This is a genomic window from Nonomuraea sp. NPDC004702, assembly GCF_053601695.1.
Map to the genome: position 1 here is coordinate 125,205 of NZ_JBSGCE010000028.1, position 13,324 is coordinate 138,528.

At 69.3% G+C, this 13,324-nt stretch carries 12 protein-coding genes; 2 read left to right on the forward strand and 10 right to left on the reverse strand.

What is annotated here, in order from left to right; all coding sequences use genetic code 11:
- Position 1 precedes the first annotated feature (1 nt).
- The 6 genes from ACWEJ6_RS30510 to ACWEJ6_RS30535 form a co-directional block, all read right to left on the reverse strand.
- A complete protein-coding gene (locus ACWEJ6_RS30510; protein ID WP_352350489.1) occupies positions 2-553 on the reverse strand; it encodes a GTP-binding protein in 552 nt (183 codons plus the stop codon).
- A gap of 7 nt (positions 554-560) precedes the next feature.
- The gene (locus ACWEJ6_RS30515) at positions 561-965 is read right to left on the reverse strand and encodes a DUF742 domain-containing protein (protein WP_055507219.1); all 405 of its coding nucleotides are present in this window, start codon (positions 963-965) and stop codon (positions 561-563) included.
- Positions 966-984: 19 nt separating this feature from the next.
- Positions 985-1,407, reverse strand: a complete 423-nt coding sequence (locus ACWEJ6_RS30520) for a roadblock/LC7 domain-containing protein (RefSeq protein ID WP_090935862.1) — start codon at positions 1,405-1,407, stop codon at positions 985-987.
- Positions 1,404-4,691 (reverse strand): sensor histidine kinase, encoded by a 3,288-nt coding sequence (locus tag ACWEJ6_RS30525; RefSeq protein WP_452428178.1) that lies wholly within the window; start codon positions 4,689-4,691, stop codon positions 1,404-1,406. The genes ACWEJ6_RS30520 and ACWEJ6_RS30525 overlap by 4 nt, the downstream gene beginning before the upstream one ends.
- Positions 4,692-4,942: 251 nt before the next feature.
- The gene (locus ACWEJ6_RS30530) at positions 4,943-6,340 is read right to left on the reverse strand and encodes an aminobutyraldehyde dehydrogenase (RefSeq protein ID WP_452428180.1); all 1,398 of its coding nucleotides are present in this window, start codon (positions 6,338-6,340) and stop codon (positions 4,943-4,945) included.
- Between the two features lie 18 nt (positions 6,341-6,358).
- Positions 6,359-7,630, reverse strand: a complete 1,272-nt coding sequence (locus ACWEJ6_RS30535; protein WP_387667774.1) for a glycosyltransferase — start codon at positions 7,628-7,630, stop codon at positions 6,359-6,361.
- Positions 7,631-7,758: 128 nt separating this feature from the next.
- Between ACWEJ6_RS30535 and ACWEJ6_RS30540 the strand changes: the two genes are divergently transcribed.
- Positions 7,759-8,364: a TetR/AcrR family transcriptional regulator gene (locus tag ACWEJ6_RS30540; protein WP_352350268.1), complete on the forward strand. Its 606-nt coding sequence runs from the start codon at positions 7,759-7,761 to the stop codon at positions 8,362-8,364.
- Here the strand turns inward: ACWEJ6_RS30540 and ACWEJ6_RS30545 are convergent.
- The 4 genes from ACWEJ6_RS30545 to ACWEJ6_RS30560 form a co-directional block, all read right to left on the reverse strand.
- On the reverse strand, positions 8,358-9,407 hold the full coding sequence (locus ACWEJ6_RS30545) for an ABC transporter ATP-binding protein (RefSeq protein WP_364324487.1): 1,050 nt from the start codon (positions 9,405-9,407) through the stop codon (positions 8,358-8,360). The genes ACWEJ6_RS30540 and ACWEJ6_RS30545 overlap by 7 nt on opposite strands.
- Entirely contained in the window at positions 9,394-10,200 is an 807-nt protein-coding gene (locus ACWEJ6_RS30550) for an ABC transporter permease (RefSeq protein WP_357971186.1), read from the reverse strand. Before ACWEJ6_RS30550 ends, ACWEJ6_RS30545 begins: the two co-directional genes overlap by 14 nt.
- Positions 10,193-10,951 carry an ABC transporter permease gene (locus tag ACWEJ6_RS30555; RefSeq protein ID WP_352350262.1) on the reverse strand — a complete coding sequence of 253 codons (759 nt, stop codon included), beginning with the start codon at positions 10,949-10,951 and terminating at the stop codon, positions 10,193-10,195. Before ACWEJ6_RS30555 ends, ACWEJ6_RS30550 begins: the two co-directional genes overlap by 8 nt.
- 107 nt (positions 10,952-11,058) lie before the next feature.
- Positions 11,059-12,180 (reverse strand): polyamine ABC transporter substrate-binding protein, encoded by a 1,122-nt coding sequence (locus ACWEJ6_RS30560; RefSeq protein ID WP_357971184.1) that lies wholly within the window; start codon positions 12,178-12,180, stop codon positions 11,059-11,061.
- A 545-nt stretch (positions 12,181-12,725) separates the two neighbouring features.
- Between ACWEJ6_RS30560 and ACWEJ6_RS30565 the strand changes: the two genes are divergently transcribed.
- A partial coding sequence (locus ACWEJ6_RS30565) for a hypothetical protein (RefSeq protein WP_452428183.1) occupies positions 12,726-13,324 on the forward strand: 599 nt, incomplete at its 3' end.

Below are 13,324 nucleotides of genomic sequence, written 5' to 3' on the forward strand. Positions count from 1 at the left end.
GCTATACCGGCGTGTGGGAGTGGCGGGTGAGCGCGTGCTCCACCAGCGTGATCAGGGTGGATTTCACCGCGTCGCGCTGACGGGCGTCGAGGCGGACGATCGGGATGTGCCCGCCGACGGACAGCGCCTCGCGGATCTCGTCCTCCGCGTGGGCGAACTGGCCGTCCCAGCCGTTGATGCCGATGACGAAGGGCAGCTTGGCCTCTTCGAAGTAGTCGATGGCGGGGAAGCTGTCCGCCAGACGGCGCGTGTCCACCAGGACGACGGCGCCGATCGCGCCGCGCACGAGGTCGTCCCACATGAACCAGAACCGGTGCTGTCCGGGGGTGCCGAACAGGTAGAGGATCAGGTCGCGATCCAGCGACACACGTCCGAAGTCCATCGCCACGGTCGTGGTCGTCTTGTTCGGCGTGAGCGAGACGTCGTCGACGTGGGCCGAGGCGTCCGTCATGACCGCTTCCGTGGTGAGCGGCAGGATCTCCGAGACCGCTCCCACGAACGTCGTCTTCCCCACGCCGAAGCCCCCGGCCACGACGATCTTCGTCGAGGTCAGACCGGGGCTAGAGCCTGCGAAGTCCACTGAGCACCCTTTCGAGCAAGTTGAGGTCCGGCTTTCCCGCGTCCAGCGCAGGCTGGTGCACGCGGATCAGGCCCTCCGACGCCATGTCGGCGATCAGCACCCGGACCACACCAAGGGGCTGGCGTAAAAGGGCGGAGATCTCGGCAACCGACCGGACGTTCCGGGTCAGCTGAATGATCGCCTGATACTCCGGACTCAGTAGGGAAATGTCTTGGTATTCCGACGTCACGGAGGACACCAAAGCCTCCATGGCGAACTTCATCCGCGGCGCGGTGCGCCCCCCGGTCACGGCATAGGGCCGTACCAGGGAACTCGGCTTCTGCGGACGAGGGGCCGCCGGATGCGGCGGAGTGCTATCACCAGCCCAACCCTGACCTGACACCATGATCTCCTGTCACCGCCCGCTAGCGGGGGCGGGCCGCTTGCAGCTCAGCGCGTACGGCCGGGGTGAGCACCTGACCGGCGCGCTCGACCAGCAGCGTCATCTGGTACGCCACGAGGCCCATGTCACAGTCGGGAGCCGCGAGGACGGCCAGACAGGACCCGTCGCTGATGGACATGATCATCAACAGCCCGCGCTGCATCTCGATGACGGTCTGGGTGACCATGCCGCCCTCGAAGACCCGCGCGGCGCCCTGCGTCAAACTGATCACGCCCGAGGCGACCGCGGCGAGCTGGTCGGCCCGGTCCTTGGGGAAACCCTCCGAGAAGGCCAGCGGCAGGCCGTCGGACGACACCACGACGGTGTGCGCGACGCCCGGCACGTTGTTCACGAAGTCGGTGATCAGCCAGCTGATGCCACGCGCTCCCTGGCTCATCTCTCTCATTTGTCCTCCTCATTCTCTTCTCCGCGGGTGAACGCGCGGCCTTGCCGCACTCCCTGCTGGAAGCTGGAGAGCCTGCTGCGCAACCGCTCGGGCGAGATCTGCGGCGGCGGTGACGTGGGCTGCGGCTCGGCGAGACTGGCCGTACCGGGCACGAGGTTGGCCTTGGGCACCCGGCGCGGCAGCCCCGAGGACGTCGTGCCGGCCTGGGCGGGCTGCGCGGCGGCCTGGGCCGCCTGGAAACCGGAGTCGGCGGGCGAGGACCACGACGCGCCGGCGCCCGACTGGCCGGGCCTGCGCTGCGGCAGCCCGGACCGGCCCACCGCCGGGGCGGCGGGCGGCGCGGCCGCCGGAGGGTCGGCGGGCACGGCCGGATGCACGGCGGTGATCTCGTGCTCGGGCTCCTGCTCCTGCTGGCGCAGCTGCTCGGGGTCGGGCCTGCGGAACCAGTCCGAGCCGACGGACGAGAAGATCGGCAGGAACTCCTCGCTCTGCTCCTCCAGGGGCGAGGTGCGCACCACGGGGAGCGGGCCGGTCAGGTCCTGGGAGGAGTAGTCGCCCTGGCCGAACGGGCCGTAGGCGCCCGGACGGCTCTGCTCGTACTGGTCGGCGGGCTTGGGCTCCTCCGCGCCGAACCCCGGCAGGTCGCCGAACGCCGCCCGGTAGGGCTCCTCGCCGAACGCCGAGGGGCGCGGCGGGTCGACCGACTCGAACAGGGACCGCCGCGGCGGCTCCTCGTTGAAGGCCGACTGGCCGAGCGAGGTGTCGCCGAAGGACGGCGAGCCGAAGGAGGACCAGCGGGGCTCCTCCGTCCCGCTCTGCGGCGGCTCGGTGGCGAAGGACGGCCAGCGGGGCTCGTCGTCCTGCAGCGGCGGCGGCTGCTCGGCGAAGGAGGGCCAGCGCTGCTCGCCCCACGGGGACTGCGCCTGCGGCTGCGGCTCGGGCTTGGCCGCGGGCGGCTCGTCGGCGAAGAACGGCTTGGGCTCGTCGCCGAAGAAGGGCTTGGGCTCGTCACCGAAGGACGGCTTCGGCTCATCGCTGAAGAACGGCTTCGGCTCGTCGGCGAAGAACGGCTTGGACTCGTCCCCGAAGGACGGCTTGGGCTCCTCGGCGAACGACGGCCAGCGCGGCTCGTCCCGGCCCGGCTCCTCGCCGAAGGATCCCCAGCGGGTCTCCTCCTGGGCCGACTCGTCGGCGAAGGACGGCCAGTTGCCGGTGCCCGGCGCGGGCAGCGAGCCCGGCCACTGCGTGTCCAGCACCCGGTCGGCCGCGTCGGGCGCGGAGACGGGGGCGCCGTTCTGGCTCGCCTCGGCGGGCGCGGCGGCGACGCCGAACTGGCTCGGGTCGAACGTGGTGAACGCCTCGTACTGGCTGCCGGGCTGCTGCGGCATGCCGGCGCCGCCGCTGATGAGCATGTCGGGCATCATCACCAGCGCGCTCAGGCCGCCGGTCTCCCGCATGCTGAGCTGGACGCGGATGCCGTGGCGCAGCGCCAGGCGGCCGACCACGAACAGGCCCATGCGGCGGGAGACGCCGACGTCCACGACGGGCGGGTTGGCCAGGCGCCAGTTGGCCTCGGCGAGCTCCTCGGGGCTCATGCCGATGCCCAGGTCGTTGATGGAGATCATGACGCCGCCGTCGGCGGCCACGCTGGAGACCTCGACCTTGCTCTCGCGCGGCGAGAAGGAGATCGCGTTCTCGATCAGCTCGGCGAGCAGGTGGACGGCGTCGGTGACGGCCGGGCCGACGATCAGCGTGCCGGACGGGATCTTGATCTGGACCCGCTCGTAGTTCTCGACCTCCGACAGCGAGGCGCGGGCGATGTCGACCAGCGGCACCGGCTCGCTCCACTTGCGCGCGGCCTCCTGGCCGGCGAGGACCAGGAGGTTCTCGCTGTTGCGGCGCATGCGGGTGGCCAGGTGGTCGAGGCGGAAGAGGTTGGCGAGCCGCTGCTCGTCCTCCTCGCCCTGCTCCAGGCCCTCGATGAGCTGCAGCTGCCGTTCGACCAGCGTCTGGCTGCGGCGGGAGAGGTTGACGAACATGGCGTTGACGTTGGCGCGCAGCTTGGCCTCGTCGCCGGCCAGCCGGAGCGCCTCGCGGTGGACCTCGTCGAAGGCCCGCGCCACTTCACCGATCTCGTCGCGGGTGTTGACGCCGACCGAGGGCACTTCGGGCATCTGCGCGCCGTCGCCGGACTCGCGCAGGATGCGGACGGTCTCGGGCAGCCGGGTGGTGGCCACCTGGAGCGCCTCGGCGCGCAGCCGGCGCAGCGGGCGGACCAGCGAACCGGCCACCCGGGTGGTGATGATCAGGACCAGCAGCAGCAGGACGAGGATGGTCGCGCCGCTGATGATGGCGTTGCGCTGCTCGGTGTCGCTCAGCTCGCGGGCCCTGGTCACGATCTTGGTGGCCAGGGAGTCCTCGACCTTGCGCATGGTGTTGCCGGCCAGCGTGGTGCTGTCGTACCAGCGGCTCAGGTCGCGGGCGGAGGTGACGTCGAGGTCGCGGATCCGGTTGTACTCGCGGACCTGGGCCAGGGCGCGCTGCCGCATGGCGTCGGCGCGGTCGATGTCCGGCCCGCGCATGCTCTTCTGGTACGCGCGCAGGTCCGCCGGGTCGGCCTCCCGCTCGAAGGCGGTCAGCTCGGCCTGCTGGCGGCTCCACGAACCGAGGAACTCCGACAGGTCGTCGTAGTCCAGCTCACGCTCGATGAGCGCGATCATGAGAATGGCCTGCTGCCTGGAGACTTCTTCCTTGACCCGCTGCAGCGAGCCGAGGGCGGCCACGTCACCCTGGAGGTCGTCGTCGTTCACGCCGTCGCCCAGGTCGCCCTGGATCGCGGAGAAGACGCCGATCATGGTGGTGTACGTGGTGATCGCGGCTCGCGGGGGCGTGCCCTCGGCCACCATCGACGTGCGGAGGCTGTCGAGGCCGGTGAGCCACCGGCGCATGTTCTCCACACCGTCGCGGATACGGGCCGAGTGCGCGGCGTCGATGGCGTTGGCCGAGGCCAGCACCTTCTTCTTGGCCGCGTCGACGGCCGCGCGCTGGGTCTTGAGCTGGACGAACCGCCCCGCCTTCGACTGGTCGGTCACGTACCACGCGGTGAGCGTGCGTTCCTTGGCCAGCTCGTGGTTGAGCCCGCCGATGCGCTGCACCAGCTCGGCGACCTGGGTCAGCCGGCGGTACTCGGAGCTCGTCCCGATGGCGTTGGCGAGCTGCACGCCCGCGAGGAGCACGCCCACGATGGTGGGGATGAGGATCAGCGCGATCAACCTCGAGCGCACACGCCAGTTCCCCAGCCGGAACCTTCCGCCTGTGTACTCCCCTGACCTCGTGTGCCTGGGGTTTTCCGTCCTCACTGACTCTCGCTACCTCTCGCCGGTACGTGCTCGAAAGAAATCAGACACGCGTGTGGCGCATGGGATTCTGTCCGGCTGGGTAATTGGAACACAGTCCGTACCAGACGGCCAACCGTACATTTCCCACTAAATGCACCCAAAGCGACACTTTGGGCGTCATATCGCCGTACACGTTTTCAGGCGGGCCGGAACGAATCCCGCTCCACGGGCGCCGCGTGCTTGACCATGAGGTGACGCGTCACCGAATACTCCTGCACCGCCTCCTGGCTCATGTCCTTGCCGAACCCGCTGCCCTTCACGCCGCCGTGCGGCGCCTCGCTGGCGATCGGCAGATGATCGTTCACCCAGGTCACGCCCACGTCGAGCCGATGGGACACGCGCATCGCCCGCGCGACGTCGCGCGACCACACCGACGAGGCCAGCCCGTAGGGTGTGTCGTTGGCCAGCCGGACGGCCTCGCCCTCGCCGTCGAACGGCAGCGCCACAAGGACCGGTCCGAAAAGTTCACCTTGGACGATCTCGCTGTCCTGTGCGACATCGGTCACAAGCGTCGGCGGGTAGAAGAACCCGGGCCCCTCGACGGGCGCGCCGCCGTGCACGACTCGTCCGCCCGAGCGCGCGACGAAGCCGTGCACGCGCTCGCGGTGGGCGGCCGAGATCAGCGGGCCGATGTCCGTCGCCGGGTCCCAGGGGTCGCCCACGGTGATCTCGGCGAGGGTCGCCCGGATGGCCTCGACGGCGTCGTCGTAGATCTCGCGGGCGACGTAGACGCGGGTGGCCGCGGTGCAGTCCTGGCCGGTGTTGTACGTGGCGCCCATGGCCACGCCGCGGGCCATCTCGGCCAGGTCGGCGTCCTGGAAGACCAGGGCGGGCGCCTTGCCGCCGAGTTCGAGGTGCACCCGCTTGAGCGTGGCCGCCGCGCCGGTCATGACCGCCCGGCCGGTGCCGGTCGAGCCGGTGACGCTGACCATGTCCACGCCCGGGTCGGTGACCAGCGCCTGGCCGACCTCGGCGTCGCCGGTGACCGCCTGGACGAGCCCTTCGGGCGCGCCCGCCTTGGCGAACAGCTCGGCCAGGCGCAGCGTCGTGCGCGGCGTCTGCGGCGCCGGCTTGATGACCACGGCGTTCCCGGCGGCCACGGCCGGGCCGACCTTCCACACCGCCATGACGAACGGGAAGTTCCACGGCGCGATCGACCCCACCACCCCGACCGGACGGCGCAGCAGCACCGAGGTGTAACCGGCGCTGAACACCCCGGCCCCCGACCCTTCGAGCGAACGGGCGGCGCCGGCGAAGAAGCGCAGGTTGTCGACGGCGAAGGGCAGCTCGCCGTCCCTGAAGACGGCCGCCGGCTTGCCGGTCTCCTCCACCTCCAGCCGGGTCAGCTCCTCGGCGTCGGCCTCCACCAGGTCGGCCAGGCGCAGCAGCAGCCGCTGGCGCTCGGCGGGGGTGGTCTGCGCCCACTCCTCGAACGCGCCCCGGGCGGTCCGGACGGCCGCCGCCACGTCGGCCACCGGGGTGTCCGGGATCTCGGCGCACGGGAGGCCGGTGGCGGGGTTGATCAGTTCACGCATGGAAGGTCCTCGAAATCCCTACTGGCCGAGCTGTTCGATCAGGTCGGCGGCCTTGCGCAGGCCGTCGCGGCGGCGGATCTCCTCGCCCGCCGCGGCGAGCCTCGCGCGCATCTCGGTGTCGCCGAGCAGGCGCTCCACCGCGCCGGTCAGCTCCTCGTCGGTGAAGGTGTAGGTGGAGAGCCGGACGCCGTAGCCCAGCTCGTCCACCCGCTGGGCGTTGTCGTACTGGTCCCAGAACAGCGGCAGCACGATCATCGGCTTGCCGAAGTGCGCCGCCTCGGTGGTGGTGTTGTTGCCGCCGTGCGTGATGACCAGGTCGCACAGGGGGATGATCTTCGTCTGCGGCAGGAACTCGGCGCCGTACATGTTGTCGGCGAGCTTGATCTCCTCGTGCAGCGGGCCCTTGGAGACGATGTACTGGTGCCGCGTGCCGGCCAGGATGTCGATCACGCGCTGCATCAGCTCGACGTCGGAGGAGCCGAGCGAGCCGAGCGAGAAGTAGATCAGCGAGCCGTCGTTGCGCTGGAAGGGCAGCGTGAAGTCCTCGTCGGTCTCGCGCACCGAGGAGTCGAGCCGGTGCCAGCTCGGGCCGAGCGGGCGGGCGTCGGTGTAGTCGAGGATCTCGGGGAAGACGTAGAGGTTCAGGTCGCCCTCGTGGATGAAGTCCAGGTCGGGCAGCGGGGCGGTGCCCTGCTCGACGCACCACTCGTTGAAGGCGGTCCAGATCTCGCGGTGGGTGCGGTCGTACTCGGCGCGGAAGGCGTCCCAACCGGAGCGGTCGTCCGCGGGCAGGCCGGAGAAGACCGGCGCGACGTTCTCGCCGCGCACCTCCAGCGGGTTGCACGAGACGATCCGGACGAACTTCTTGCCCGCCGTGAGCAGCGCCGGGAACGTGATCACGTTGTCCTCGACGATCACGTCCGGGTTCACCCGCTCGATGATGGCCTTGAGCTGCGGCTCGCAGTACTTGGCGCCGTCGATGAGGGAGTCCCAGATGGGCTTGATGACGGTGTCGAGCTGCTCCAGCGTGCTCTTGCGGTACTCCGGCGCGGTCTCGCGGATGAAGTCCTTCCAGAACTGGCCGGCGTCCTGCTCCTCGGCGTTCTCGGGCGGCGGGGCCAGGTCGACGAGGTCCTCCTCGAAGCCGAGCGCTTCGAGCTTGCCCTTCCAGGACGACTCCGCGGCGAAGACGACGCGGTGCCCGCGACGGCGGAGAATGTCGCCGACGCCGATGCAGTTGTTCGTGGGGCCGTACGCGCTCTCTGGCATGAACAGGATGGTGAGGGACATCGTGAACTCCGGGGGAACTCGTCAAATTGAAGAGGAATTCAAATACTCATCTAGCGTGAAGCGCAAGTTAAGTGCACTATGGTCACGGCCGATCTGAATGGTGACCAAACGCACGGGGGGTGGTGGTCGTGGCCCAGCGCAAAAGCCGTAGTGACCGGCGCATCGACTTGATCGAGGCCGCGCGCCGAGCCATCATCCGCCACGGCATCGACGGAGTACAGCTCTCGCACGTCGCGGAGGAGGCCGGTCTGACCTCCGGCGCCGTGCTCTACCACTACCCCGACCTGGGCGAACTGCTGGTCGAGGCGCAGCACGCGGGCATGGAGCGGTTCTACGAGCTGCGCATGCGCCGCCTGGCCGACTTCACCGACCCGGTCGAGAAGCTGGTCGTCACGATCCGGTCGGGGTTGCCGACCGGGCCGCTCGACCCCGACGTCCGCCTGCTCAACGAGCTGGGCGGCGCCGCGGGCCGCAACCGGGTCTACGGCGTGCTGCTCACCTCGCTGTACGACCGCCAGGTGTCGATGTACCAGGCGATCCTGGACACCGGGGCCGCGCTCGGGGTCTTCCGGCTGACGGCCGACTCCGTGACCGTCGCGCGCAACCTGGTGGCCCTGGAGGACGCCTACGGCTACCGCATCACCGCCAGGCACCCGCTGATCGGCCCCGACGAGGCGGCCGAGCTGATCCTGTCGTACGCGCGGGCGGCGACGGGCAACGACCTGGCTCATTGATCGACCGCCATGATGACGGCGTCCTGGGCCTCCCAGCGCACCTTCACCTTGGCGCCGGGCTGCACCGTGCTCGCCCCCTGCACCGCGGCGAGCACGGGCTTGGCCCGTCCCGGCACGTCCACGGAGATGTGCGAGACGCCGCCGTAGAAGCTCACGTCCAGGACGCTGCCCTTCAGGCCCCGCGCCGCGTTCTCGTCGGCCAGCTCGATCTTCTCGGGCCGCACCGCGAGCAGCGCCTTGGAGTCGGCGGCCAGGTCTTCGAGCGGCGTGCCGGCCAGCATGCCGAACTCCTCGCTCTTGATCCCGTCCAGGCCGGTGCAGACGCCCTCGAACAGGTTGTTCGCCCCGACGAAGTCGGCCACGAACGGCGAGCGCGGGCGCTCGTACAGGGCCACGGGGGCGTCCACCTGGCGCACGCTGCCGCTGTCGAAGACCGCGATGCGGTCGGCCAGCGACATGGCCTCCTCCTGGTCGTGCGTGACGACCACGAAGGTGATGCCGACCTCGCTCTGCAGCCGCTTGAGCTCCAGCTGCATGTCCGCGCGGACCTTCTTGTCCAGGGCCGACAGCGGCTCGTCGAGCAGCAGCAGCCGCGGCCGCTTGACGATGGAGCGGGCCAGCGCGACCCGCTGCCGCTGGCCGCCGGACAGCTGCGCGGGCTTGCGCGAGGCGTGCGCCGACAGGCCCACGGTCTCCAGCACCTCGCCGACCCGCTGCTTGATCTCCTGCCGGGGCAGCTTCTCCCGCTCCAGGCCGTAGGCCACGTTCTTGGCCACGGTCATGTGCGGGAACAGCGCGTACGACTGGAACATGAGGCTGATCGGCCGCCGGTTGGGCTGCTTGGACAGCAGGTCCTCGCCGTCGAGCGTGACCGTGCCGGCGTCCGGCGTCTCGAACCCGGCGATGATGCGCAGCAGGGTGGTCTTGCCGCAGCCGGAGGGCCCGAGCAGGGCGAAGAACTCGCCCTGCTCGATCTCCAGCGAGACGCCGTCGAGCGCGGTGACGTCACCGAACCTGCGGGTGACCCCGTCAATCCTGAGCACGTGATTTCCCGATCTTGGTCATCCGCTGCCCGGCGATCACCGCCGTGAAGCTCACGAGGAGCAGGATCGCGGCCAGCGCGTTGATCTTCGGGGTCACCCCGAAACGAACCATTGAGTAGATGACGATCGGCAGCGTCGGCTCGGCGTTGCCGATCGTGAAGAAGGCGATCACGAACTCGTCCAGCGACAGCGTGAACGCCAGCAGCGCCCCGGCGACGATCCCGGGCACCAGCTGCGGCAGCGTGACCTTCATGAACGTGACCACCGGCCCGGCCCCCAGGTCGCGCGAGGCCTCCTCCAGCGAGGTGTCGGCGTTGGTGAGCCGGGTGCGCACCACCGCCGCGACGAACGCCATCGAGAACACGGCATGCGCGATGGTCACCGTGGGCAGGCCCAGCGCGAACTGGGCGTCCCACTGGGCCAGGAAGGTGTTGATCAGGGCGTACAGGACCAGCAGCCCGATCCCGAGCACCAGGTCGGGCAGCACGGCCGGCATGAGCGAGATCGCGTCGAGCAGCTTCGACTTGGTGTACCGGGCCAGGCCGACGGCCAGCAGCGTGCCGAGCACGGTGGCGATCGCCGTCGAGCCCAGGGCCACGATCAGGGTGTTGACCAGGCCCTCTCTGATCTTCTCGTCGGCGGCCAGCTCGCCGTACCACTTGAGGCTGAAGCCCTCGTAGGTGTAGGCCGACTTGCCGGAGTTGAACGACATGACGACCAGGACGATGATCGGCACGTACAGGAAGGCGTAGGTCGCCCAGAACGGCACGTACAGCAGCTTGGGTCTACGCACGGCGGGCCGCCCACGCCTGCACGAGCAGCAGCAGGATCAGCACCGCGATCAGCGCCAGCACCAGCGCCGAGCCGAACGGCCAGTCGCGCGCGACCAGGAACTGGTTGCGGATCAGGTTCCCCACCATGATGGACTTGTTGCCGCCGAGCATCTCGGGGATGACGAAGTTGCCGAAGCTCGGCACGAACACGAACATCGCCCCGGTCAGCGCGCCGGGCAGGGTGAGCGGCAGCGTCACCTTCCGGAACGTGGTGAACGCCGAGGCCCCGAGGTTCGCCGACGCCTCGCGCAACTGCGGGTCGAGCTTCTCGATCGAGGAGTACAACGGCAGCACCATGAGCGGCAGGTACGAGTAGAGCAGCCCGGTGACGATCGCGCCCTGGGTGTAGAGCAGCTCCATCTCCTTGCCCAGCAGGGAGCTGAGCAGCCCCTGACTGCTGAGCATGATGATCCACGCGTAGACGCGGATGATGAAGTTCGTCCAGAAGGGCAGCACGACCGCCACCAGGGCGATCGTCTTCCACTTGGACGGGAGCTGGGCGATCAGGTACGCCGTCGGGTAGCCGAGCAGCAACGCGATCAGCGTGGCGATCGTCGCCATCTTCAGCGAGTCGCCGACGACGTTCAGGTAGAGGGAGTCGAACAGGCGCTGGAAGTTCTCCAGCGTGAACTCGTAGACGATGCCCCCGAAGCGCCCCCGCTGGAAGACGGTGTAGCTCAGCACCAGCGCCAGCGGCACGAGGAGGAGCACGACCAGGTACGTCAGACCTGGCGAAAGGAAAACGAACGCGCCCAGCCGGCGACCCCGCTTACGGGACACCGGCCGGGCCTTGACCTCGGATCTCACTGCACCAACGACTATCCGGCCGTGACTTCCTGCGACAGGCGGCTGAACTTGGTCGACGCCTGTCCCAGGTCGATGATCGACTCACCGTTGAGCAGTTCCGCCGGCTTGATGTCCAGCAGCGAGCCCTTGGGGATGGTCACCTTGTCCATGGCGGCCTTGTTGGGGACCTTGTAGTTGATGTTCTCGGCCGCCCAGCGGTGGATCTCCGGGTCGAGGATCATGTTGATGAAGGCGTGGGCCGCCTCCTTGTTCTTGGAGGACTTCATGATCACCATGGTGTCCACCCAGAGGTCGCTGCCCTCCTTCGGCACCACGAACTTGATGTTCTGCTTCTCGTCCGTGGTCGGGCACCAGCCGTCCCACGCCTCGACCATGATGGCCTCGCCGGACTTCAGCCGGTCGCCGAAGGTGGTGTCGTCGTAGCGCAGCAGGTGCGGCTTCTGCGAGACCAGGAGCTCCTTGGCCTTGGCGATCTCCTCGTCCTTCTCGGTGTTGACCGAGTAGCCGAGCGCCTTGAGCGCGGGCAGGACCAGCCAGCGCTCGGTGGTCATCATGGTGACCTTCTTCTCGGCCCAGGAGGCGGGCTTGAGGATGTCGTTCCAGCTCGTCGGCGGCGTCTTCACCAGGTCGCTGCGGTAGCAGATGCCGGTGGTGCCCCAGGTGTAGGGCACCGAGTACTTGTTGCCCTTGTCGTAGGAGAGCTGCGTGGCCTCGGGGTAGAGATTGGCCAGGTTGGGGATCAGCTCGGCGTGGATGGGCTCCAGCAGGCCCTGGGCGTTGAGCGCCTGGGCGTACTGGCCGGACACGAAGGCCACGTCGATGCCGCTGTCGCCGGAGGCGGTCAGCTTGGCCATCGCCAGCTCGTTCGTGTCGTGGTTGGTGATCCCCATCTCCTTGACCTTGAGCTGCTGCTTGACCTTCTCGGGCAGCTCCTCCGGGGTGTAGCCCGGCCAGACGGTCACCTGGAGCGACTGCTTGGTCAGGTCGGCGTTGGGCTGGAGCTGTTCGGCCTTGGCCGCGGTCGTGCCGTCTGAGCTGCTCGACGACCCACCGCCGCACGCCGCGACGGCTAGCGCGAGGCCGGCCACCGCCACGGCGGCCGGAAGACGACGGGTGAACCGGTTACGGGACACGGCCGCTACTCCTTCTGGTGCTGAGGATTGAGGGGTCGCGCGACCTTACTGGACACGGCAGACCAGAGCAGGAGTGTTGCAGCAGAAATCAACATGAGCAAGACTTTTCCCGACATTGCTACCAGGAAGTTTGATCAGAGTGTTGAATCGAGATTCAATAACGGAGTCGCCTCATCCCGGTCCGTGAGGGACCTCTCACCTCGCGTACGGACCGCCTTTGGGCCGCGCTCTTCGCACCATCTCTCCCAGCCGTAATCTATCGGCTCGGGAGCGTGCGATCCCTGGCGGGTGCTCAGCGAACGGGTGAACGATCCGGATCCGCTGAGAGCGGGTTATCGGTCGCGGCGACACCGCGCGGACCCCGCCGGCGCATGGAGGCAGGGGCGGCCCGGAGCGAGCACCGCGGGCGGGACCGTACCCTCCTGACCGGCGCAGGCGCTTTTCCTCTAATGCGCGGACGGGCTCCGAAGAGGGCGAAGTTGCAGCGGATATCAACATGAGCGAGACTTCCTTCCACACGTCGATCGGGAACGATGGTCAATCTGTTGAACTGGGATTCAATTGCGATCCGGCTCGCCGCCCTCGCGGCGGAGCCCGTCTCCGACCGGGATCACGGCCTGTCCACGAGCCTGCTGCGGGCGCTGGCGCACGACCCGCCGCCCCCGTTCGCCGTCCGCCGGTTCCATGACCTTCCCGTCCTCGCGGCGACGGCCGCCGAGCGCGGCTTCGGGCCGCACGTCGACCAGACCAACCACTCGGTCGTGGTGGACGAGCGCATGGTCGTGAAGTGGCTGGCCCCGCCGGTCCCGCTGCCCCACCCGACGCCCGAGATCTTCGCTCACCTCGTCGAGGTCGGCTTCACCGGCACCGCGCCCCCGTACCTGGCGCTGACCCGCGCGTCGGACGCCGGCGAGGAGCTGCTCGCGCTGGTGACCGGCTACCTGCCCGAGGCGCGCGACGGCTGGGAGTGGTGCGTGGACGAGGCCGAGTCCGGCGGCACGCGGTTCGCCGGCGAGCTCGGCCGGCTGGCCGCCGAGCTGCACGTCGCGCTGTCCACCCTGCCCGGCGGCTCGTCCGCGCGGCAGGCGGACCCGGCGGCGCGGGCCGCGGACGCGCTGGCCGAGGCGCTCGCCCTCACCGGCGG